The sequence below is a fragment of the Paraburkholderia sp. RL18-085-BIA-A genome (assembly GCF_046027075.1).
Classification (GTDB): domain Bacteria; phylum Pseudomonadota; class Gammaproteobacteria; order Burkholderiales; family Burkholderiaceae; genus Paraburkholderia.
On the sequence record NZ_JARESU010000011.1, the window covers coordinates 51,289 to 73,290 of the forward strand.

General features: G+C 60.6%; 22 protein-coding genes and 1 pseudogene. 15 read left to right on the plus strand and 8 right to left on the minus strand.

Annotated features, from left to right (window positions below; all coding sequences use genetic code 11):
- Positions 1-137: 137 nt before the first annotated feature.
- A complete protein-coding gene (locus P0D89_RS10395) occupies positions 138-980 on the plus strand; it encodes a DNA-binding transcriptional regulator (protein WP_408356380.1) in 843 nt (280 codons plus the stop codon).
- 146 nt (positions 981-1,126) lie between these two features.
- Here the strand turns inward: P0D89_RS10395 and P0D89_RS10400 are convergent, their stop codons facing one another.
- On the minus strand, positions 1,127-2,521 hold the full coding sequence (locus tag P0D89_RS10400; RefSeq protein ID WP_408356378.1) for a sensor histidine kinase: 1,395 nt from the start codon (positions 2,519-2,521) through the stop codon (positions 1,127-1,129).
- Positions 2,511-3,188, minus strand: a complete 678-nt coding sequence (locus tag P0D89_RS10405; protein ID WP_149671183.1) for a response regulator — start codon at positions 3,186-3,188, stop codon at positions 2,511-2,513. The genes P0D89_RS10400 and P0D89_RS10405 overlap by 11 nt, the downstream gene beginning before the upstream one ends.
- A gap of 249 nt (positions 3,189-3,437) precedes the next feature.
- On the opposite strand from P0D89_RS10405, the gene P0D89_RS10410 reads away from it, so the two are divergent.
- The 8 genes from P0D89_RS10410 to P0D89_RS10445 all read left to right on the plus strand — a co-directional run bounded on the left by P0D89_RS10410 (position 3,438) and on the right by P0D89_RS10445 (position 11,547).
- Positions 3,438-4,457 (plus strand): ABC transporter substrate-binding protein, encoded by a 1,020-nt coding sequence (locus P0D89_RS10410; protein WP_408356376.1) that lies wholly within the window; start codon positions 3,438-3,440, stop codon positions 4,455-4,457.
- A 51-nt stretch (positions 4,458-4,508) separates the two neighbouring features.
- On the plus strand, positions 4,509-5,303 hold the full coding sequence (locus P0D89_RS10415; protein WP_408356374.1) for an ABC transporter ATP-binding protein: 795 nt from the start codon (positions 4,509-4,511) through the stop codon (positions 5,301-5,303).
- Positions 5,304-5,319: 16 nt separating this feature from the next.
- Entirely contained in the window at positions 5,320-6,183 is an 864-nt protein-coding gene (locus tag P0D89_RS10420; protein WP_408356372.1) for an ABC transporter permease, read from the plus strand.
- Between the two features lie 409 nt (positions 6,184-6,592).
- Positions 6,593-8,053 (plus strand): tetratricopeptide repeat protein, encoded by a 1,461-nt coding sequence (locus P0D89_RS10425; RefSeq protein WP_408356370.1) that lies wholly within the window; start codon positions 6,593-6,595, stop codon positions 8,051-8,053.
- 55 nt (positions 8,054-8,108) lie between these two features.
- Positions 8,109-8,591: a glycoside hydrolase family 108 protein gene (locus P0D89_RS10430; protein WP_408356368.1), complete on the plus strand. Its 483-nt coding sequence runs from the start codon at positions 8,109-8,111 to the stop codon at positions 8,589-8,591.
- Positions 8,591-9,283 carry a hypothetical protein gene (locus tag P0D89_RS10435; RefSeq protein ID WP_408356366.1) on the plus strand — a complete coding sequence of 231 codons (693 nt, stop codon included), beginning with the start codon at positions 8,591-8,593 and terminating at the stop codon, positions 9,281-9,283. Before P0D89_RS10430 ends, P0D89_RS10435 begins: the two co-directional genes overlap by 1 nt.
- 214 nt (positions 9,284-9,497) lie before the next feature.
- Positions 9,498-11,018 carry an alkaline phosphatase family protein gene (locus P0D89_RS10440; protein ID WP_408356364.1) on the plus strand — a complete coding sequence of 507 codons (1,521 nt, stop codon included), beginning with the start codon at positions 9,498-9,500 and terminating at the stop codon, positions 11,016-11,018.
- A 211-nt stretch (positions 11,019-11,229) separates the two neighbouring features.
- Complete coding sequence (locus tag P0D89_RS10445; RefSeq protein ID WP_408356362.1) at positions 11,230-11,547, plus strand: DUF4148 domain-containing protein; 318 nt, start codon at positions 11,230-11,232, stop codon at positions 11,545-11,547.
- Between the two features lie 301 nt (positions 11,548-11,848).
- Here the strand turns inward: P0D89_RS10445 and P0D89_RS10450 are convergent, their stop codons facing one another.
- From P0D89_RS10450 to P0D89_RS10460, 3 genes and pseudogenes are all read right to left on the minus strand, one after another.
- Entirely contained in the window at positions 11,849-12,097 is a 249-nt protein-coding gene (locus tag P0D89_RS10450) for a hypothetical protein (RefSeq protein WP_408356360.1), read from the minus strand.
- 260 nt (positions 12,098-12,357) lie between these two features.
- Positions 12,358-13,410 carry a phytoene/squalene synthase family protein gene (locus tag P0D89_RS10455; protein ID WP_408356358.1) on the minus strand — a complete coding sequence of 351 codons (1,053 nt, stop codon included), beginning with the start codon at positions 13,408-13,410 and terminating at the stop codon, positions 12,358-12,360.
- Positions 13,411-13,586: 176 nt separating this feature from the next.
- Positions 13,587-13,880: pseudogene (locus P0D89_RS10460) on the minus strand (amidohydrolase family protein); the annotation flags it as partial.
- A gap of 165 nt (positions 13,881-14,045) precedes the next feature.
- On the opposite strand from P0D89_RS10460, the gene P0D89_RS10470 reads away from it, so the two are divergent.
- The 6 genes from P0D89_RS10470 to P0D89_RS10495 all read left to right on the plus strand — a co-directional run bounded on the left by P0D89_RS10470 (position 14,046) and on the right by P0D89_RS10495 (position 17,630).
- Positions 14,046-14,399, plus strand: a complete 354-nt coding sequence (locus P0D89_RS10470; protein ID WP_408356356.1) for a hypothetical protein — start codon at positions 14,046-14,048, stop codon at positions 14,397-14,399.
- Positions 14,400-14,639: 240 nt separating this feature from the next.
- On the plus strand, positions 14,640-15,437 hold the full coding sequence (locus P0D89_RS10475; protein ID WP_408356354.1) for a hypothetical protein: 798 nt from the start codon (positions 14,640-14,642) through the stop codon (positions 15,435-15,437).
- A gap of 8 nt (positions 15,438-15,445) precedes the next feature.
- Positions 15,446-15,865 (plus strand): DUF4279 domain-containing protein, encoded by a 420-nt coding sequence (locus P0D89_RS10480; protein WP_408356352.1) that lies wholly within the window; start codon positions 15,446-15,448, stop codon positions 15,863-15,865.
- Positions 15,849-16,403, plus strand: a complete 555-nt coding sequence (locus P0D89_RS10485) for a hypothetical protein (protein WP_408356350.1) — start codon at positions 15,849-15,851, stop codon at positions 16,401-16,403. The genes P0D89_RS10480 and P0D89_RS10485 overlap by 17 nt, the downstream gene beginning before the upstream one ends.
- An 11-nt stretch (positions 16,404-16,414) precedes the next feature.
- Positions 16,415-16,831 carry a DUF4279 domain-containing protein gene (locus tag P0D89_RS10490; protein WP_408356348.1) on the plus strand — a complete coding sequence of 139 codons (417 nt, stop codon included), beginning with the start codon at positions 16,415-16,417 and terminating at the stop codon, positions 16,829-16,831.
- A gap of 451 nt (positions 16,832-17,282) precedes the next feature.
- On the plus strand, positions 17,283-17,630 hold the full coding sequence (locus P0D89_RS10495) for a hypothetical protein (protein WP_408356346.1): 348 nt from the start codon (positions 17,283-17,285) through the stop codon (positions 17,628-17,630).
- 146 nt (positions 17,631-17,776) lie between these two features.
- Here the strand turns inward: P0D89_RS10495 and P0D89_RS10500 are convergent, their stop codons facing one another.
- From P0D89_RS10500 to P0D89_RS10510, 3 genes are all read right to left on the minus strand, one after another.
- A complete protein-coding gene (locus tag P0D89_RS10500; RefSeq protein ID WP_408356344.1) occupies positions 17,777-19,282 on the minus strand; it encodes an MltF family protein in 1,506 nt (501 codons plus the stop codon).
- Between the two features lie 231 nt (positions 19,283-19,513).
- The gene (locus tag P0D89_RS10505) at positions 19,514-20,926 is read right to left on the minus strand and encodes a DUF2252 domain-containing protein (protein ID WP_408356342.1); all 1,413 of its coding nucleotides are present in this window, start codon (positions 20,924-20,926) and stop codon (positions 19,514-19,516) included.
- Between the two features lie 102 nt (positions 20,927-21,028).
- Positions 21,029-21,397, minus strand: coding sequence for a BON domain-containing protein (locus P0D89_RS10510; RefSeq protein ID WP_408356340.1), 369 nt, complete (start codon positions 21,395-21,397; stop codon positions 21,029-21,031).
- Between the last annotated feature and the right edge of the window lie 605 nt (positions 21,398-22,002).

The window sequence follows — 22,002 nt, forward strand, 5'->3', positions numbered from 1 at the left end:
CTCGCCCACGGACCATGGCTTGCGTCTCCATGAATCGTTTTGATTTGTTCGCAGTCTAGGACCACCACCCTGCTCGCTCAACAAATTGTGAAAATTGTGCATAGAATGCACATAGTTGATTTAAAAGGGATTTTCTGGTGACCAAATACGCCAGTGTCAGAGGTCTGTCGCGTGGACTGCAGGTGTTGCAGGCGCTCAATTCGATGGACAGTGGCCGCGCCACGAGCCAGCAGCTCAGCGAACTGACGGGGCTGCATCGCACCACCGTCAGACGGCTGCTCGAAACGCTGATGGAGGAAGGCTTCGTGCGACGCAGCGCGTCGGACGACAGTTTTCGTCTGACGCTCAAGGTGCGTGCATTGAGCGAAGGTTTTACGGACGACGAACGAATCGCGACGATCGCGCCTCCGATCATGGGACGGCTGCTGCAACGCGTTGCATGGCCTTCTGATCTGACCACGCCGGACGGCGACGCGATGATCATCCGCGAGACGACGCATCGCTTCAGCACGTTGTCGTTTCATCGTTCGATGGTCGGCCGCCGCCTGCCGATTCTGCTCACCGCCGCGGGCCGCGCTTACTTCGCGATGTGTTCCGATGGCGAACGCGAGGACATTCTCGACCTGCTGCGCTCGGGCGCGGGCGGCGAAGAACAGAAGGCGCTCGCGTCGAACGACGCGCTCATCCGCAGTATCGTGCGACGAGTCCGGGCGGACGGGTTCGGCTCAAATCACGGCGACTGGGCCGCGCAAAGCAAGATCGGCGCGGTGGCCGTCGCGATCGTGTATGAGCAGCGCGTGCTGGGTAGTTTGAACGTGGTGTTTCTGTCGCGCGCGGTCACGCTTGCGGAAGCCAGGCGGCGATTTGTGCCGGAGCTCCAGACTGCGGCGCGGGAAATGGTCGAGGGGCTGGAGGCGTTGGTGTCTTCGGGTAGCGCGGGGAAAAAAGCGAAGGGACGCGCGAGCGGTGGTGGGGAGTGAATCGGGTTGAGGGTGTGAGTCGGGTCGCCTGGTGGGTTATCGGTTTAGTTGCTTTGTAGCACGACGATGCAACGGCGTTTCGCTCGCACACCGCCTCGCTTGCGCTGACGTTTGATATGCGCTGCTTCCCGTCGACGCACTCGGCCTTACATCACAGCGTGACGCTCTTCAAAAGCTCGCGGAAACGTCACGCTGATATGCACGCCCTTGCCGCCCGCGCCCGGCTTGAGCGAGATCTCGCCGTGATGCGAGTCGGCAATTTCACGCACGATCGCAAGACCCAGGCCGGTCCCTTCGGTATCCGCCGACGCCCGGAAGAACGGTTCGAACACCCGGCTGCGCGACTCGGCTGGAATGCCTGGGCCGTCGTCGAGCACGCTCACGGTGACGCTATCGGCGCCGGCATGCACGGCGACCGTGACGTGGCCGCCGCTGCCGGTGTAGCGAATCGCGTTCTCCGCGAGGTTGGCGATCAGCGCCTGAAGCAGGCCGCGATGCCCGGCCACCGGTGCGGCGCCGTTCAATTCGGCACCAAGATCGATGTCGCGAGCCTGCGCGAGCAGCGCGAGGTCTTCCACGACTTCCATCGCGAGCGGCACGAGGTCGACGATTTCGACCGCGACTTGCGTGTTGTCGACGGCCTCGGCCTGCGCCAGCAACAACAGCTTGTTGGTAAGCCCAACCATCGAACGATTGCTCCGATGCATCGCCGCCAGGGCTTCGTCGAGCGCGGGATTGATGCCGTCCTGTTGACGCGCGAACTGCAACTGCGTGCCGAGCAGCGTGAGCGGCGTGCGCAACTGATGCGCGGCATCGGCGATGAAACGTCGTTGCGCGGCCACCTGCAAGCCGAGCCGCGCGATGCACTGATTGATCGCTTCGACGATGGGCCGCAACTCGGTGTGCAGACGTTCGACGCGAATCGGCTCGAGCTGCATCGGATCGCGGTCGGCGACGTCGTCTTTCACTTTCATCAGCGGCCGCAACTCGAACGTGAGTCCGATGCACACCAGCGCCACCGCCAGCACGATCATCGCGATCTGCCTCACGAGTTGCGGCTGCCACAATTGCCGGGCCATCGCGTCGCGTGAACGCATGGTTTTGCCGACCGTAATCCGCACGCGGCGCGTCGCGCCATTGTCGTACATCAGCCGCACGATTCCGACCGCGCGTACGCGCTGACCGTGCAGCTCGGTGTCGTAGTGGTCGGGCCTGTCGGCAGCTTGCGGCGCACGCGCCGGGAAATCCGGCGTGCCCGCGAGCAGCCGCCCATCGTCGACGCGCACGCTGTAGAACACCTGATCACGATAGGGCGACACGAATATTTCGAGCGCGGCGGGCGGCACATCGACGCGCAAAAAGCCGTCCACCCATTCCACCTCGCCCGCGATCATCCGCGCCGACGAGATCAGCTGATTGTCCTGCACCAGATCCGCCGTGCGCCGCACGTTGTCGTATTCGGCCTTGCCGGTGACAAACACGTATAACGCGAGCGGCACCAGCAGCCACCACAACAGGCGCATCCGCAGGCTATTGGTCATCGTCTTTCTTGCGCAGCAGATAGCCCAGCCCGCGCAGCGTGACGATCGCCGCCGAGCTGCCGTCGAGCTTCTTGCGCAAACGTGAAATGTAGATCTCGACCGCGTCCTCGCTCGGCTCGTCCGCGAGCGTGAAGATCGCGTCGACCAGCGCGGGCTTCGTTACCGTCTTGCCGAGCCGCAGAATCAGCGCTTCGAGCACCGAACGCTCGCGCGGCGTGACGTTCAGCGGCGCGCCTTTCAGCGTGAACTGGCGCGTGTCGATGTCGAACGCGAGATCGCCACACACCACTTCGCTAGCCTTCGACGGCGACTGGCGGCGAATCGCCACCTTGATCCGCGCAACCAGCTCGCGCACTTCGAATGGCTTGACGAGATAATCGTCCGCGCCGGCGCCGAGTAGCTCCACCTTTTCGTCGATCGAGCCGCTCGCGGTCAGAATCAGCACCGGCGTCGCGTCGCCGCGCTGGCGCAACCGGCGCAGCACGTTCTTGCCCGACAGCTTCGGCAGGTTCAGGTCGAGCAGGATCACGTCGTAGTGATTGGTGCGCAGCAGTTGATCGGCCGCGTCGCCGTCCTGCACCGCGTCGAGTGCGAACGCCTCCTGCTCCAGCATCTTCGCGAGCCAGTGGGACAGCGTGGGGTTGTCTTCGATGAGCAGCAGCTTCATGGCGAGCACGGCAAAAGTCAGGCCGTCGATTGTGCCGTAAAACAGGGGGGTTGCGCGCTTCCCGTGTGGTTTGACGCATACGCTCGCGCTGGTGCAGTGGGGGTTTCCACGGAGTCTCGGGTTAACACCCATGATTTGCCCGCGCCGCAGAAAGCTGGCAGAAGGTTTCCAATTTTTATAATCGCCGTCATTCATCCAGAAAGCGCCGCGCGCCATCCCCGCGGCGACCAAACCTAAGGAGACTGCTTCATGCGTACCTTGCGCCAGATTGCCGCCGTGTCAGGTGTTGCGTTCACCCTTGCCGCCGCCTCGGCCGCCGCTCACGCCGAAAAGCTCACGATCATGGTTGGCGGCGCCACCAAGATCATCTATCTGCCGGCCAGGCTCACCGAACAGCTCGGCTACTTCAAGGACGAAGGCCTCGATGTCGAGATCCTCTCCCAGCCGGCCGGCGTCGACGCGGAAAACGAACTGCTCGCGGGCGCGGTGCAAGGCGTGGTGGGCTTCTACGATCACACGATCGACCTGCAAAGCAAAGGCAAGGAAGTTCAGGCGCTGGTGATCTTCGGCCAGGTGCCGGGTGAAGTGGAAATGGTGTCGACCAAGGCGGCCGACTCCTTCAAGAGCATGGCCGACTCGAAGGGCAAAACGCTCGGCGTGACCGGGCTCGGCTCGTCGACGAGCTTCCTCACGCAATACCTCGCGCAGCGCGCGAGCGTGCCCTCCACGCAATACACGCTGCTGCCGGTGGGCGCGGACAACAGCTTCATCGCGGCGATCAAGCAAAACCGCATCGACGCCGGCATGACGACCGAGCCGACCGTCTCGCAACTGCTGAAGACCGGCGACGCCAAGGTGCTGGTCGACATGCGCACGCTGGAAGGCACGCGCGCCGCGCTCGGCGGCACCTATCCGGCTTCGAGCTTCTACGTGCAGCGCGCGTGGGCCGAGTCGCACAAGGACGACGCCGCGAAGCTCTCGCACGCGTTCGCCCGCACGCTGAACTTCATCTCGACGCATAGCGCCGAAGAGATCGCCGCGAAGATGCCGAAGGACTACTACGGCAACAACAAGGACCTGTACGTCGGCGCGCTGAAAGCGTCGCTGCCGATGTTCACGAAGGACGGCAAGATGCCCGCCGACGGCCCGGATACGGTGCTGAAGGTGCTGTCGGCATTCAATCCTTCGGTGAAGGGCAAGCACATCGACCTCGCCAGGACGTACAGCAACGACTATCTGTCGGCGCCGGTGAAGACCGCGGCGAAGTAACGCTCCTTCAACATCAAGAGAAACATCAAGAGAACCGGGAGGCACCAGCCGATGAATCAACCTATGTCACGCGAGACGCCAGCAATCGAGATGCGCAACGTGTCGTGCCGTTTCATTTCTCCGGACGGCAAGGCGACGATCGCGTTGCGCGACTTCAGCATGTCGGTGGCGCGCGGCGAATTCGTCGCGGTGGTCGGCCCGACCGGTTGCGGCAAGTCCACCACGCTCAGCATGATCACGGGACTGCTGAAGCCCACCACCGGCGAAGTGCGCGTGATGGGCGCGCCGGTGGACGGCATCGACCCGCGCATCGGCTTCGTGTTCCAGGCGGACGCCGTGTTTCCGTGGCGCTCGGTGCTCGACAACGTGGCCGCCGGTCCGCTGTATCGCGGCCGTTCGAAGTCGGCCGCGTATGACGAAGCCAACGAATGGCTGCGCCGCGTGGGTCTCGACAAGTTCGGCAAGCACTATCCGCATCAGTTGTCCGGCGGCATGCGCAAGCGCGTCGCGCTCGCGCAGACCTTCATCAACAAGCCGGAGATCCTGTTGATGGACGAGCCCTTCTCGGCGCTCGACATGCAAACGCGCACGTTGATGCAGGACGAACTGCTGCAATTGTGGGCGGGTGTCGGCTCGGTGGTGTTCGTCACGCACGATCTCGAAGAAGCGATTGCGCTTGCCGACCGCGTGTTCGTGCTGACCGCGCGCCCGGCGACGCTGAAGAAGGTGTACGAAATCGACCTGCCGCGTCCGCGCGTCACGTCGGAGGTTCGCTACGACCCGCGTTTCATCGAAATCTCGCGCGACATCTGGCACGACCTGCGCGAAGAAGTGCAGATCGGTTAATCAAGGAACGGCAAACATGTCTACTACCTCTCAACAGATGATGCCGTCAGGCATCGATGCCGCGTCGCTCGCCCAGGTGGAACGCGTCGCGCAAAAACGCATCCGGCAGCGTCATGCGCTGGTGATCACGCTGCGCGTACTCGTGCTGGTGGTCGTGCTCGGCGGATGGGAACTGTCCGCGCGCCTGAAGTGGATCGACCCGTTCTTCTTCTCGATGCCGAGCGCGATCTTCGATCAGATCGTCGACTGGTTCGTGAACGGCACGTCGCAGGGTCCGCTGCTTACGCAGGTGTGGGTCACCCTCGAAGAAACCGGACTCGGCTTCATTATCGGTTCGGTGGCGGGCATCTTCTGCGGCATCGTGCTCGGCCGCAACAAGCTGCTGTCCGATGTGTTCAGCCTCTACATCAAGATCGCCAACTCGATTCCGCGCGTGGTGCTGGGCTCGGTATTCGTGATTGCGCTCGGTCTCGGCATGGCGTCGAAGGTGGCGCTGGCGGTGGTGATGGTGTTCTTCGTCGTGTTCGCCAATGCTTTCCAGGGCGTGCGTGAAGCGGATCGCTACATGATTGCGAATGCGCAGATTCTCGGCGCGTCGCGCCGCCAGGTGACGACGTCGGTGGTGATTCCGTCTGCGCTGAGCTGGATTCTCGCCAGCTTGCACGTGAGCTTCGGCTTTGCGCTGGTCGGTGCGGTGGTCGGCGAGTTTCTCGGCTCCAAGCAAGGTATCGGTCTGTTGATCTCCACCGCGCAGGGCGCGTTCAATGCGAGCGGCGTATTTGCGGCGATGATCGTGCTGGCCGTAGTCGCGTTGGCCGCCGATTATCTGTTGACCGCAATCGAGCACCGTCTGTTGAAGTGGCGGCCTCAAGCGGTTTAAACGGGCCGTGTCTGGCCGTGTAGTTTGGCCATGCATGTCTCAGCCTCGTAGTTCAAAGCCGTTCAGTCCGGGACTGAACGGCATTTTTTTTTGGCTGCTTGGTTGCTTGAATAACTCAGCGCCTGTTTCGTTCTCACATCAGGAAGCGAATGCGGCGTCTAATCGACTCCACTCTTCCTGATCGCGCGTTTTGCTGTTCTCGCGCGACTTTGCTCCGCGTAGTGTCATCCGTCAGCCAACTTCCGACCGACATGCGTTGGCCGGCGCGCAACACTTTTCCCGCTCTCCCCCTCCCCGTTACCCCCTGAACGCCCCTCGCACAAGGGCCAGCGCCTAATGGCACGGTCGATGCATAACTGCGGCCACCCCAGTCGCGTAGTTACCAACAACGCTTGCAACGAGGTGCGCCATGTCGAGTACACAGAGTCAACGCCGCCCAATGAATTGGCGAAGCCGGCCATTCCGTCCAGGCGGCGCCGCGCGGCGTCACGACAGCCGACACTTCGCGGGATTCGTGCCGCTCTGGTTGCGTGCCGTGTGGCTCATCGGTCGTGGGCCGAAGCACATATGGCCGTACTTAGTGTCGTGGCTATTGCTGCTGCTCACCATCGGCTCAATTTGCCTCGTCGTGCGCGGCGTGCTAACCCGGCAATTGCTGGTGCCGCCCGTCGAAACGCCGCAAACGCTCACAGAGCGCGGCTACACGGCGGGCTTTCTCGCCGAGCGAATCATGTCGTCGATGCGGGATATCGCTCAGGACGCCGACTCCATTCCTCACGACACGATGACCGACACCGACGCGCAACCCGACATTCAGATTCCGGGTCCGGAGATGTCGTATGCGTCGACGGTCCGCTTCATCAAGGGGGTCATCAAGCGCACGGACGTGGTCGTTCACGTCGGCGTCACGGAAGTAAAGGGCAGCAGGGACTCTTACATTGCTCATGTGCAGATAGAAGGCGGCCCGTTCAACTCCCGCGAGAGCATCGTTGCGTTCGAAGGGCATGACCTGGAAAAGTTCGTGCAAGAGATCGCTGTCAAGGCGATGCGGCTCGCCGAGCCGAACATCCTCGCCAGTCACCTCTATTCGGATGTCCGCAAAACCAGGTGTTCGCTGACGAACTGCAATTACAACGAGATCGTAGCGATCTATGACGAAGTACTCGCACTGCCCGCGTCCGAGCAAGGGGAATGGGCGCTTGCGGGCAAAGCGTGGCTGCTCGCCGATCAGGGCGAGTCGAAAGCGAAAGAGGCGGAACGGCAAACCCGCGACGCGCTGACCATCTACAAACATTCGGCGGTTCTGCGCGCGAGCCTCGGCCGTGCGCTGGCACAGCAAAACCGACTCGACGACGCGCTCGACGCATTGCGTGCCGGCGCGAGCGAAAAATCGAAGACCGCTGAAAACCTGCGTCTTCTCGGTGACGTGCTGTTGCATGCGCATCGCAATAACGAAGCACTCGATGCGTTCAAGCAGGCTGACGAAATGAACCCGGACTCCGTCGACAACCTGCACGACTGGGGCGAAGCGCTCAACAGCGTCGGCAGATACGACGACGCGATCGAAAAGCTCTCCCGCGCCGTCCGGCTTCGCCCCGATCTTGCGCCGTCCTACGCGGAATTAGGCCGCGCCCTCGATCACAAGGGGGATCTGCGTCGCGCCCTGCGCAACTACGCAGAAGCGCTGCAACGCGACGCGGGCACCTTGTCCGCACACGAGACCCAACTAGCGCGGCTCGCCAACACCGTAGAAGACGGCGGCACACCGGACACGCCGACGCCCGACGCTCGAGCCCGACCCGTTTCGAATCAACGCCCAGCACTTCAGTTACAAACGTCAATTGAAGCACCACGCAATGCCGAAGCGTAACCGCGGAAGCACCCCATGTCGTTGTCGTACTCACAGCAGCAGAGGAGAAATGTCGATGGACAACTTTGAAGACGCATTCAAGGCTCTGATCGGAAACGAAGGTGGTTATTCGTTCAATCCGGCCGATCCCGGTGGCGAAACGATGTGGGGCGTGACGGCGCGCGTCGCACGCGGTCAGGGCTACACCGGCGCGATGAAGGATCTGCCGCTGGAGACCGCGCAGCAGATTGCCAAGCAGAAGTACTGGGACCCCTTGCACCTCGACGAACTCGACCCGCGCGTGGCCTTCCATATCTTCGACGCGAACTACAACGGCGGCCTCGTCGTGTTGTGGATGCAAAAAGCTTCCGGGGCGAAGGAAGACGGCAAGTTCGGCCCGGACACACTGGATGCGGTCAAAAGCGCTGACCCGATGAAATTCGTGATGCGCTTCGCCGCCTATCGACTGCGGTATCTGCGCAACCTTCATACGTGGCCGAGCTTCAGCCGTGGCTGGACCGAACGGATGGCCGCCAACCTTCTTCTGGGAGCAGCATGATGGATTGGTCAAAAGTAGCGACGAACATTGGCACCACCGCCCCGCTTCTCGCCGGGCTCGTAGGCGGTCCGGTCGGACTGGGCGTGACAGCGGCCGCGGCAATCATCTCGCATGCGCTCGGCACGCCGAGCGATCCGTCCTTCGTCGAACCAGCGTTGAACGACCCCGGCGCGCTCGAAAAGATCCGCCAGGCCGAGAGTGCGAACTCGCTGCAATTGCAGCAACTCGTGGTCACGGCGGCGCAGGCGAGACTCGCGCACGAAACCGATATGGCGCGCATCCAGGCCGACGATCGGGCCAACGCGCGCGCCATGGGAACCACCAATCGCGACTGGGTCCCCAAGGTACTCGCGATGGCCGTCACCACGGGGTTCTTCGGCATACTTCTGCTGATGGCGTTCCAGCCTTTGCCGGGCTCCAACAAGGATCTCGTCAACGTGATCGTGGGCGCGCTGGGCACTGCGTGGATCAGTATCATCGGCTACTACTTCGGCACCTCGGTCGGATCGATGCGGAAAACCGAACTGCTCGCCAAGCCCAGCGTGCCGATTACGGCGGATAGCGCGCTCACTCTGCGCGAACCTGCGCCGTCATCGGCAGCGCATGCGCAAGCCGCGCCGGCCCAGGTCGCGCATGAAGTGCTCCAGTCGTTCACGCCGGGTGGACAGGGGCCGATCTTCTCGGGCAGTTGACACGCCGTTCGTCATTCACGCGAAGCAGCGCCGGCGGGCTAGCAGTTTGCCGCCGCCTGCTTCGCAGGTTTTGCAGCTTGGCCGGTCCAGCAGCAAGGCTCTTTCGCCGCCGCGCGTTTTGCGCTACGTTGGCAACGCTGGCCAGTTCAAAAGGCGTGGCTGACACGGCGGTACGCATACGGAATCCATCCCCTCCACCATTGGAGCGACGAAGATGAGTGACGTGCACGACGGCGCACAGAAGGATCCGATCGACCATGTGGTCCTGCTGCTGATGGAGAACCACTCCTTCGATCAAATGCTCGGCTGTCTGGACGCCGTGCACGAGGGTTTGGACGGCGTGCGCAATGCAGCGTCCAAATCCAACGACGACGGCAAAGGGCATACGTTCTTCGTTCGCGAGACGTGCGAACGGCAAATGCAACTCGATCCGAATCATGGGCATCGCGCGGTGCTGGATCAGATCGCGGGGAACAACAGCGGCTTCGTGCGCTCCTTCACGCACGACTACCCGAACAGCAGTTACGCCGAGCGGCAAGCCATCATGGGTTACTACCCGCTCGGTTATCTTCCCGCGCTGCACACGCTGGGCTCGCAATTCACCGTGTGCGACAGGTGGTTTGCGCCGATGCCGGGCCCCACGTGGCCGAACCGCTATTTCGCGCTCACGGGTACGTCGAAGGGAGAGATCGACATGCCTTCGGGACTCGATGCTCTGAATCCTGCGTGGTACACCAGCCAGGACCAGGACACGATCTTCGACCGTCTGAACGCCGCGCGTAAAACCTGGAAGATCTACTTCTACGACTTTCCAGCCTCGCTACTATTGAAGAATCAGCGTCGGGCGGAGAACCTCGCCAACTATCACAAGTTCGACACGTTCTTCGGCGACGCGGCCGGTCCCGCCGACGCTTTCCCGCAGTTCGTGCTGATCGAGCCGAAGTACTTCGGCGAAGCGCAGAACGACGACCATCCGCCACACAACATCATGAAGGCGCAGAAACTGATTGCGGATACCTACAATGCGCTGCGCTCGAATCAGGCATTGTGGGAGCGGACATTGTTAGTGATCCTTTACGATGAGCACGGCGGCTTTTACGATCATGTGGTGCCGCCATCCAACGCGGTCGCGCCCGACAAGCACACCGGCAGTTTCAGCTTCACCCAGCTCGGCGTGCGCGTGCCCGCCCTTCTGGTATCGCCATGGTGCGATGCGGGCGTGTGTCACGCGCAATTCGATCACTGCAGCGTGCTGAAGTATCTCTGCGACAAATGGCAGTTCCCGCCGCTCGGCAATCGCACGCGGGCCGCGGCCAGCGTCGGTGTGGCGGTTCGCTGCACGGGCGAGGCCCGCACCGATACGCCGGCGTTTATCCGCGTGACCAATCAATCGCTGATCGCGCAGCACGTGGAGTTGGAAAAGAAATCGTCGAACGGCAATCAGCATGGGCTGCACCATTTCGCCGACTATCTGCACGCGGAGCTGGACCGATTGGCATCGGAAGTCGTCGAATCGGCCGCGGATTTCGCCCGCGCGGAGAACGCGTGGGTTCGCTTCAAGAGCGCGTTGGGTTCGACGTTGATGAGCGTCGGACAGTGGCTCAGCCGGGACTTCTACCAAGCGAAAGACCAGCGGGATCGGCGTACGGGTCAGGCGTTCACGCGGTTGCAATCCTTGGATGGCGCAGCGGGCACGCCGCAAAAGGACGCTGCCGCGCCGACGCGGCGAGGTTAGTGGGAGGACCGAGCGGCGGCATCTTCAGCGAAGCGCCGCCTCGGCGCACAAACCACCACGTCGCGAAGTTCCAGTCTTTATCTCAAAATTTGCAATAAACCTTACCTGGATCAGCCATTACTCTCTCCAGATCGCAAAACTACAATGTAATCACTGACCACGAACGAGGACGTTCGCAGCAAGACTAAAACCGAACTGGAGGTAGTTCATCATGAAATCGCTCATTCAAGCCGTTGTTATCGCCGCTGTGCTGGCCGCTCCTGTCGCTTCGTTTGCGCAATCCAACCAGCCCGTGACCCGCGCCCAGGTGCGCGCCGAACTGGTTCAACTCGAAAAGGCCGGCTATCAACCGGGCCACGCCGATCCGCACTACCCGGCTGACATTCAGGCCGCGCAAGCTCGTGTCGATGCGCAAAACGGCACTGCGCAATCGGCAGCAAGCGGCTTTGGCGGTGGGGTAAGCGGCTCGTCGCAATCGGGCCATACGGCTCCGGTCACGGGTCCGAAGTCGATCTACTTCGGCCAGTAAGCAGCCATCAAACGGTGGTGCGTTGCTAGCGAGTTGCCCGGCGACATAATCCGCGGGTGCGACGTCGTACGCTGATCCGCCGCTCAGCGCGTCCATGAGGCGCGCATCCTGACTCAAATGAACTGGCCCGCGACCGAATGATTGTGATCGCGGGCCAGTTCTGTATTCGATACCTCCGTCATCGGGCTCCCGATGACTTCGCCCGGGCCTTCGCGGTCTGGGCGCTTTTTCTCGGCGCTGTCCGGGCGCCGTTGATATTCGGCTAGACGCTTGTATGAGTCGTCAGGCCCGGCGATCGCGATCAATCGCGTGCAATCAGATCGCCCACTTGACCACGGCCGGTCACGAGACAGCTCGACAGGAAATTTTCCCCTTGGCTGCTGGCCCCGGTGTCTCCAAAGCCTTTCTTCAACGCGTTCGATTTGACCAGTTCCGCACCCTGGTGGCACGTGATGGTGCCTATCTCTCCGGCTTGCGCACGCATCAACGCCCTATCCGCCATCAGATAGCCGAGCAGCAGGACCACGGCAATATTGAACGCTTGTCTCATGCTTCGCCTCCTTTTAGAAGAGACTAACGCGATCCAGCGATGCACGGTCCTAGGGCTTTCCCGATCCGGCGCTATTCAATGATGCGCATTAAGTCAAGGGGCGTTGCACTGCCGGCGCGACGATAAAGCACACCTCGCTCGGCTTCGTGAAGCATGGCAAACCCCGACGCCGCCATCAAGCTGAGGCCTCAAGCGGAAAATTTCACACGTCTCATCGTGAATGGCATACGTGAAATCCGATTGATCCAGCGTTGATTGCACTACGTGCAGAGGCGCGCTTCGATCTGCCCGATCCGCTTTTCGATCGCATTGCGCACGAGAGTGTTCGACGGCACCAGCAGCAGCGACGACGCGATGATCCGGTACACGGTGTTGCGGCGTACCTTGGAGACCTTCTGCGGATCGAGCCACGCGTCGTTATCCACCAGCAACAGCAGCGTCTCCAGGCCGATCAGAATCGGCCACAAACAGGCGAGCCGCAAACGCACGGAAAAGGCCGGAATCGCCAGCATGTATTCCAGCGCTTCGCGGAAATGATCGAGCGTCTTGCGCAAAAGCTCGACCAGCAGCGGCCGCGCGCGCACCGAGTTGGCCGGCAGCAGCAGGTCCTGAGCGCTCAACCCATGTCGATCCAGCATGCTCTGCGGAAGATAGCAGCGGCCGATCCGCAAATCCTTGCCGCAATCGCGCAGCACATTGGTCATCTGCAGCGCCTTGCCGAACCGCACGCCCCGGCGCGCCATCGTGTCGGGCTGCTCGTTGAGCGTGCCCGGCATGTGCGCGTAGGTCATGGTGGTCCAGAATTCGCCGACGCAGCCCGCCACCAGATACGTGTAGCGGTCGAGATCGTCATATTCGCGCAGCGCCGCGATCTGGCCGGACCGTTCGTCGGGGAAGGTGCGCAGATCGAACTCCATACCCTCGGTCAGCGTCGATACGATGCCGCGCACGGCCTTGCGATCCGCTTCGCTCAGATGCGAGAGCACGTCGAGCGCGGGGCCCAACGATTCGAGCAACACCTTTTCGTCCGACTGGATCTGCTGGCCCGCCACTTCGTCGGCCATGCGCCGTAACAGCGAGCCGTCGTCGGTTGCGCCGTTCACCTCATCGCGCAGCGACAGCAGCAACGCGAGCCGTTGCTCGGGAGAGATCAGCGAGGTGTCGGCAATCGTGTCGGCCGCGCGCGCGAGCAGATAGGCGAGGCCGATCGGATCGCGCATGCCGGCGGGCAACACGCGCAGCGTGAGATAAAAGGAGCGTGAAACGCCTTTCAGGAGCGGGCCGAGAAGGAAGGCCCGGGTTGGATTCGGCATGGATGGAAGCGGTTCGGTATAGGGCAAGGAAGCGGGCAATTATCAGGCGCTGCCGAATTGTATACGGCGAAGCGTCTTCGCTATGCATCAGCGACCCTGCCCGGGCCCGCGGCGACCTTGTTTCAACCTGGTCGGCTCAACGGCCACTGCCGGCGCTCAGTGACGCCCAGTAGCGTTCAGCGGCCTGCGTCAAGCCCCAGCAGCCCGATTGCGGTCTGCTTGAGAGTCAGCGGCTGCACCGCTTCCGTGAAACCGACATGCTTGAGATCCTCCAGCCAGCGGTCCGGCTGGATCAGCGGAAAGTCGGAGCCGAACAGCATGTTTCGCTTCAGCTGCGTATTGGCGTGACGGATCAGCTCGGGCGAAAAATACTTCGGCGACCAGCCGGACAGGTCGATATAGACATTGGGCTGATGCAGCCCAATCGATAACGCCTGCTCCTGCCAGGGCCACGACGGATGCGCGATCACGCGAAGATTCTGGCCAAATGCGATGTGTTCGATGGCGCGAGCGACGGCCTCATCCAGGATATCAAGGCATGCCAGGCAAATTTCAGTCTGGCCAACGACGTCCCTCGTTAAGGCTCTTCAAATGGTGCAGTTGCAGAAAGCGATCCACACGTCGGGATGTTTTCGATGTTTGAAGCAATTTTGCAAGACGGGCTAAATTGCACAGACGGCTTTCGTGAGGCCGCCCAGATACTCGATAACGAAGGAGAAGCCGCCCTCAAAGAACGGTTTGAGGATCTGCAGATGGCTATCAATGTTCTCAAGCACGGTAAGGGTCGCAGCTATAACGCTCTTGTCGCGAAGGCTGGAAACTTGCGTTTCCGGATGAAGATGCCGGACGAAGCGTTCTTCGCCGAGGGAGATGTCACAGAGGTGTCGACGTTGATCGAGGTTGACGACGCATTCGTCCTCCGCTGCGCCGAAGTTATCCGTGTTGTCTCTGACGTCATCCGGCGTGCACGGCCTGGCTTCGCTTCGTAGATGCCTCCTCTGCTTAAAAGTCTCGCGTGAGGCCGAACGGCCTCTATCGGGTCGATGACAGTCGGTTATGGCCGGGCCGGCAATGCTGGCGCACCCAATCGCACGAAAGGACAGCCGGGACAGACCGGCACGAAGCAGCCGACCCGCGATGGTCGGCTTTTTCGTTGGCGCAGCTATCCCAAAAACATAGCGTCCCGATGGTCTGCTAGGTTTACGCCGTCACAAGCGGCGGGGCACGCGATGGGTGGAACTGAACTGAGAACGGATTCGTTTCAACGCTGGATGATATACAGCAAGGATGCCTACGGGAGCGGGACCATCTTCCTCACCGCCGAGCAGAAACAGGCAGCTGAAGAAGGCAAGAAGTACTCGCAACGCGCATACGCCGATGTATGGGCAAAGGATGCCGCGCTCGTCCAGCGGGTCCGCTCGTTTCTCGGGACGAATTTCCATTGGCACCAGCGACTGGCAAAGAATGGCGCTGACCTTGAGGTCATAGAGACCTTGCAGTCCATGATTCGCGGCGAGAGTGTTGTTCTCATTGCCGAGCAATCGCGGACAGGCGGCGCGGGGATTGATGCGGCACCTAAACCCCAAAAGCTTCCCAGCTTCCGTGAATCGTTAATGACCAGCTACGGGATGTCATACGATGCGGCGACGGCCTACATTGAACGCTATAACGACATGGTGGACCGGGTTAACGCGGTTGCGGCCCGCTATGCGAATGGGGCCGCTTCGTCACTGGCCGACACCGCGGGCGATCTGACAGATACCGCTACGGCGCTCACCGATGCACAGGCGTTCGAGTACACACCGGACGCGGTAAGCGGTGAGGCTGAAGAGCTGGCAGCCAGCACGAATAACGAAAACTACGCAGCGAAGATGCTTGGCTATGACCGCAAGACCTTCGGCGACATGATTCACGCGATGAAGGATTACAACAAGCTGCGGGGCGATGACAACGTCATTTGGCACGACAACGGCGACGTATCCTTTAACGGCGGCATTATCGACAACATGCACAGTTGGGCACCCTGAGAAAACACATGACATACGAACATCAAATGGCCCATGTCTCATTTTCCATCTATCAAGACGCGGAGCCACCTGAATTCTGGACGAACTATTTCAACATCCAGCCCGATACGGCCGTTTGTAAAGGTGACCCTATTCCCGACCCTACCGGGCAAAACCGCGCGTTGGCGCGCCGGACCGGCGTATGGGGCATACGCAGCAAACCGCATATCCGAAGCGATCTCTTGGAGCCTCATCTCCGGTATCTGGTCGAGCGTCTGGCCCTTCCTCGCTCGGACTTGCCCGAACTACTCAGGCGCACCAACGCGCATATGCGCTTCTTTTGCTATTGGTACAACGAGAGCGGCGACCGAGTACCTGATGTGCCTGACGACATTCGGGCAATGATGGAAGCGATGGGCGGCACCATCGAGATTGACGAATATCGGTAAAGAGGAGCAGATCCGGACGAAAACATCGTTCCGGCATCCGAGTAAGGCAGAGGCCCGCCGGAGCGATCCGCGCGGGCCTTTGTTTGTCGATTGCCCGATGGTGGCCCGCCCTTGCCTCTCTTCAATTTCGGAGTTGCGTTGGCGGCCAACGTCGTTGGCACACGCGATGGCATACAGAATCCCAAAGGACGATCGCATCAACGCGGCGCTGGCGCAATCCGCGAGCACGGCCGCGTCTGCACTGGCCGACGACGCAAGCGGATTTACGGACACTGCTACACCGCTCGGCGATGCACAGCCGTTCGAGTACACACCGGACGCGGTAAGCGGTGAGGCTGAAGAACTGGCGGCCAGCACGAACAACCCGAAATTCGCCGCCAAGATGCTTGGTTACGACCAAAACACGTTCAGCGATATCCTGCATAACTTCAAACCCGACAATGGCCTTGGACCGGCGGATAACGTTATCTGGCATGACAACGGCGATGTCTATTTCAATGGTAATTTCGTTGCCAACTTCCACGATTGGGCCAACTGACAGGATCACCGATGAGTGAGCATCAACTCGCACACGCAACGTTTCATGTGATGGGCGACTCAGTGACGCCCGCGTTTTGGACCGACTATTTTGGCATTAAGCCGGACACGGCCATTATCAGGGGCGAGCAGTTCACTACGCCCTCTGGTCGACCGAGCCGCGCTCCGGGCCGAGTCGGATTGTGGGGCGTTGGGAGCAAATCCTTTATTCGGAGCGATCAACTCGAGCCCCACCTTCGTTATCTCATCGAACGCCTGGACTTATCACGACCGGGCCTTCGTGAACTGCTGGAGCGCGAAGGCGTGAAAATACGTTTTTGGTGCTACTGGTTCAACGAGACCGGCGACCGCGTGCCCGATGTACCCGACGATATCCGCGCAATGATGGAATCTCTCGGCGGTACGATTGAGATTGACGAGTACCGATAGACCGCCTGGCCTACGTATAGCTCTCAGCAGCAACGCCTGAATGGCCCGCCGGAGAGATCCGCGCCGGCCTTTTGCGTCACGGCAGCGAGTTTTCAGTATGCAGTTGGTAGACAAAAAACGCGATGGCGGGTCTTGTCCACCAAAAAACACAAGTATCAATTCGATACGGCATTCCAGCGTTAGATCAATCTGACCAGAGGAAAGATATGCCCCGCGTAGTTGCTCCGCTGACCGACACTAAAGTGAAGTCACTCAAACCCAAAGACGATCGATACACCGTCACGGACGGGAACGGGCTAGTGCTGGAGGTCCTAAGTTCGGGTACCAAGATATAGCGGTTCCGGTATCCGCTCCACGGCAAGAAGCAATCACCTGTCACCATCGGCAACTATCTAAAGACACGACGAAGGTTAGTCAAAGCGTAGAGGCAACCCTCAATATTCTTGAAGCCGTGTCTATTGCAATTTTCGAGCCGCGACTGAATCTTCAGCGCGGTAAATGGGAAAATGCAACGAAGTATTTTCAGTGGTGGGAACGCGGTGGTGACGAAGAGGAAGACGACGAAGAGGATTATTGGTTCATCATTGCGGCGCTGGGATTCCAACCAGGCGTAGTGCGGTTGATCGTGCTGCAGTGCCCATCCCCGCCTGTCAAGGAGGAGATGGCAGCGACGAAGACCGCCCGCGCCGGGGCGGGAAATACTGGCCCACTCAGCGCGAACGGGCAACCGGGAAAGACCGGCACGAAGAAGCCGACCCGCGATGGTCGGTTTTTTCACATCCAGAGCGCCGTAGTGTGACGCCGACGACGAACAATGAAACGAGCGCCGGACGCACCGACTATGTGATCACTTGACCATTCGTGTGGCACCAGACGGCCCAGTTTGGGTCGTTCGACCGAGCGCTCAGGCGGACTTTCCAAGGTCCGTTCCACACCCGGCAACGGTCAACTGCCGGGCTTTATCGTGCGAATCGCCTTGTCGCGCGCCTGCTGTGCGTCGACGATCAGGCGGTATGCGGCGTAATACTTGAATATGTTGCGCACGTACGTCGTGGTTTCGATACCGATCTTCTCCGCGACTACGATTTCGACATTGTTGAACCACCTGTCCGGGTTCAGCCCGCGGGCCGCGGCTTCCTTGCGCATCTTTGCAATATTGGCCGCCCCCGCGTTATAACTCGCGAAGGCAAACAACGTGCGATTGTCATCGTCGAAGTGCGCGTCCGGAAAGTAACGTGTCATCAGCCGATCCATGTATTTCGTGCCCGCATGGATGTTGGGCTCGGTTATACCAATGTTGCCGACTGCCATTTCCTTGCCTGTTCCCGGCATCAACTGCATGACGCCGATCGCGCCAGCGTGACTGCGCGCCGACTGGTTCAGCTGCGATTCCTGATAGCCTTGGGCGGCCAGCATCAGAGGGTCGAAGCCATACTGCTTGCCATACTTCTCGAAGAGGGTAAGTGTTTCTTCGAAACGTTCGCGCTCCACCGCACCCGAAGCATCAGTGACCTGCCTGATACGCTTCATGAACTGTGCGAACCGATAGTCGATGACGCCCTGCTTTTTGAGAAACTCGTTATAGAAATCGGTCACCACAGCCTGCAGTTGCGGGCTGTTCTTCCTGATCGCCCAACCCACATAGCCCTCGCTGCGTACTACCAGATCCTCCCTGACCTTGATCTGAGGCAGAACTTGCGCCCACAGTTTTGCTTTCCAGTCGTCGACCACTACGATGCCGAGCATTCCCGCATTGAGCATTTCGAGCGTGTCCTCATCTTCGAGTACGTCGGGCAGCAGCGTGATCTGCATGACCGGCTTTCCCGCTTTCCTGAACCGGTCGTTCAGCGCCGTCAGACTCTCGTAGTAACTCGTCGCCTTGCGTACATACACCTGCTTTCCCGCGAGGTCGTCCAGGGTTGCGATAGCCGGAGCGCGGGGACCGGTCACGATCAGTTCCCGGACCGGCTTGCGGTCACGCGGCGCAACAAAGTCGACAAGCTTGCGCCGCTCATCGGTCGCCGTCAGGTTGCCGGCCGAGATATCGCCCAGTCCAGTCTGGAGGTTCGTCAGAAGTTTGTCCCGGGTCGTTGGAATCAGGAAGACCGTCACCGGGCGTTTGCCGAGTCGGCTGGCGTAGCGCTTGTTGACGTAACGTTCGAAGTCGCGCGCGAGTTCAGCGGTCAGACCGCGTTCTCGACCTTTGTCGTTGAAGTACAGCGTACGGCTGAACGGCACGAGAAAGCGGATCGAGCGGCGCTCGAGCATCGCGTCGAAGTCTCCGGTCCACGGTTTGACCGCGAGGCTCAACTGACGGGTTTTCGCAACCGCGGCCGGGGGCGATGATGCTTGCGCCACAGCGGACGCACCCGGTCCCGACGCGGCTCGCACCGGCGACGAGAGCACCGAAATCCCGACCAGCAAGGCGCAAAGACAACGAAGTCCCGTCATGAAATGTCCTCACCATCTGAACGACAATCCGGAAAGTCAAACCGCCGTCGTTCAGAACTTAGGGCGTGTCCAATCCGCGATGCAGCGTTCCGTCGCGCGCCAACCTGCCGGTCGGCAAGATTGCCTCCTACGCTCTCGCCCTAACGTGTCATGCCGCATCGCAGTGATCGGGCACGGCGGAAATCCGATACATAACTAACGACAACCAAGGCGGGCGAGTGGTCCAGGACGCTAGTCCTCAACGAGAGCTTCCAGCCTCCCAGTGCTTACCGCCTTCACCAGCGCCGCGTGGTCTCGCTCCGTCTGATCTGCATAAGCGAGGGCAAACGCGCCGATGGCCTCGTCAAAGGCATCGCCCTTGCCCAGATAGCCACTGATGCTCGTGGCGTCCCCGGACTTGGCATGGGCGCGAGCCAAGGTCCAGCCGCAAAGCCCGGCATAGCGGTTCAACTGCGCGGCGGTGACTTCCTCGGCTGGAGCAGACATCTTCATGTCTCGCAACTGGCGCACAAAAAAGTCACGGCCTCGCTGTCCCCGCAACCATCCCAAAAAGATGTCACTGGAAGACTGCATCAGCCGTTGTCCCATGACGACACGCTGCCCCTGAATGTCATATTGGCTCTTTCCCGCATAGGGTTCGAGGACCGACCGGCGCTGTTCCTTGAACTGGAGGATCAGGGGATGGTCTTCCTCGTCGAAAAACAACCCGATGAAGCAGCGGGTGCCGACGCTGCCAATACCCACGACCTTCACGGCGAAGTCCTCCAGGTGGTAGCGATCCAGGAGGACACGGCGCTCATCAGACAACGACTGCCGATAGTCGACCAGTGCCTCACGCACTCGTTCCTCGAAGCCCGCGTCACTCACGTGGAAGAGCAGCGGCGGTTGATCGACCAGGCGGCGTCGCCCAGCCACTTCACCGACAATCCTGGGAAAGAGGTTTTCAACAACACGCTGGCGGGCTTTTTCTGCCAATTGCTCGCGGCTCTTTTTCACCTTTTCATCGGGTGCCATCGCAATGAGGGTTTTCATGTCCAGGCGGGTGTACCAGACTTCCAGAGGATTCATCCGGGAATACTCCCGCAGGTGCTCCCGATATGCGCGCACGCATTCGAGGACGCCTTTCCGGGAATCTGCATCCGGCAACTGGTTATCCCGTCCCGCGACAGCGAAACTGACGGCCAGGCGTTTCAAATCCCATTCCCAAGGTGCCGGCAACGTTTCGTCAAAGTCATTCAGATCGAAGACCAGATTCCGCTCCGGGGTGGCAAACAAGCCAAAATTCAACAGGTGGCAGTCCCCACAGGCTTGCACCCGAAGACCTGTGCTTGGCGTAGTAGCGAGATCGTAGGCCATGAGCGCCGCTGAGCCCCGCAGGAACGTGAAGGGACTGCGCAGCATACGGCCATAGCGGATCGGGACCAGTTCCGGCAATCGATCCTGATTCGATTCTTCCAGGATCTCTACGGGGTCCCGGCGCTGGGCCGATGGTGTCCAGTCGGCGTGGCTGCTGCGCGGCACCCTGTCGCGCAACGCCTGACCGGCGGCGAGACGCTCCGCGCGGGAACGAAGAGCCGGGGCATCTTCCGCGACGTTATTGACTTTGGTCTTAGCCTTCCCAGGCGCCTTCGCCATGGTTTCCATGCTCGCCTCCTCCTCTCAGATAATCGACGTTGCCCGACGAGCATGTTCGTCGCGTGATCGGCGACGTCGGGGGGGCGATCCGGCCCAAGCAATCAAGAAGGATTACTGACCCACTTCTTTAAATGTCAGAGAATTCTTCACAGACGAAACGCCGGGCACACCCTTCGCTATTTCGGCTGCCTTATCAATCTGGCTCGCGTCAGTGACAGATCCAGCAAGCGTCACTGCACTGCCTTTTGCGATGACGTTGATTCTGGAAGTGTTGACACCGCCTTTCGAGAGTGCGTGAAGCACTTTCTTGTTAAGTGCGCGATTCGCCTGTCTGGTGGCTTTCGCGCTTCCTTCGCCTGCCGGCGCCATGCTGGATTGAGTCGACGGCGCGGCAGATTCGCTAGTCTGCGACGACGCGTTGATGGATACCACGACGATCAATGCGCCACCCATCAGCCTGAATGTCCTGATTGCTTTCATTGCTCGCTCCTGTTGAACCGCGATAACTCCCACGGCGATTGCTGGTTTGCACGTGACAACAATTCGAAACCGACGATCCTGGTGTGGTGGTCGATCATTGCAAACGGTCACACGGGTTCGATCCACGTAAAGTTGTCCCTCCTCAGAGTCACCACACTAACTCTCCGGCGATCCTGAGGTATTTTTGGGGGTCACTTTCAAAATGTAGGCTTCTGCACGAAAAGCGGCAATGCGACTTTGGTCCGATTCCGTGAAAATATGGAACGCCGGACGCTGAGAAATCTACTTTCGAATCAGCCAATCCGATGACTGTTGCAACAGCGCCCGGACGCCTCGGACGCGATGCCACGGTTGCGCCTGACCATGGCGTGCCGAGGCACCTCCCCAGTGGGGGTTCACCCTCGGGTTGAAAAAGAAACTGGTCCGCTTCGCGGCCGGCCTCGCGCGGACAACCTCTTCTCACCCCCGCCTTCCCCCACCTCACACCTCCAAAGCGGCGCCTCAACGCCATTCGTTCGCCAAGCGCCCCGTGGCCGGATAGAATCCGGGGCACTCAATTCCGATGCGCATCACCGCTCGCCAGCGGGAACGCCGATTGCTGGCAA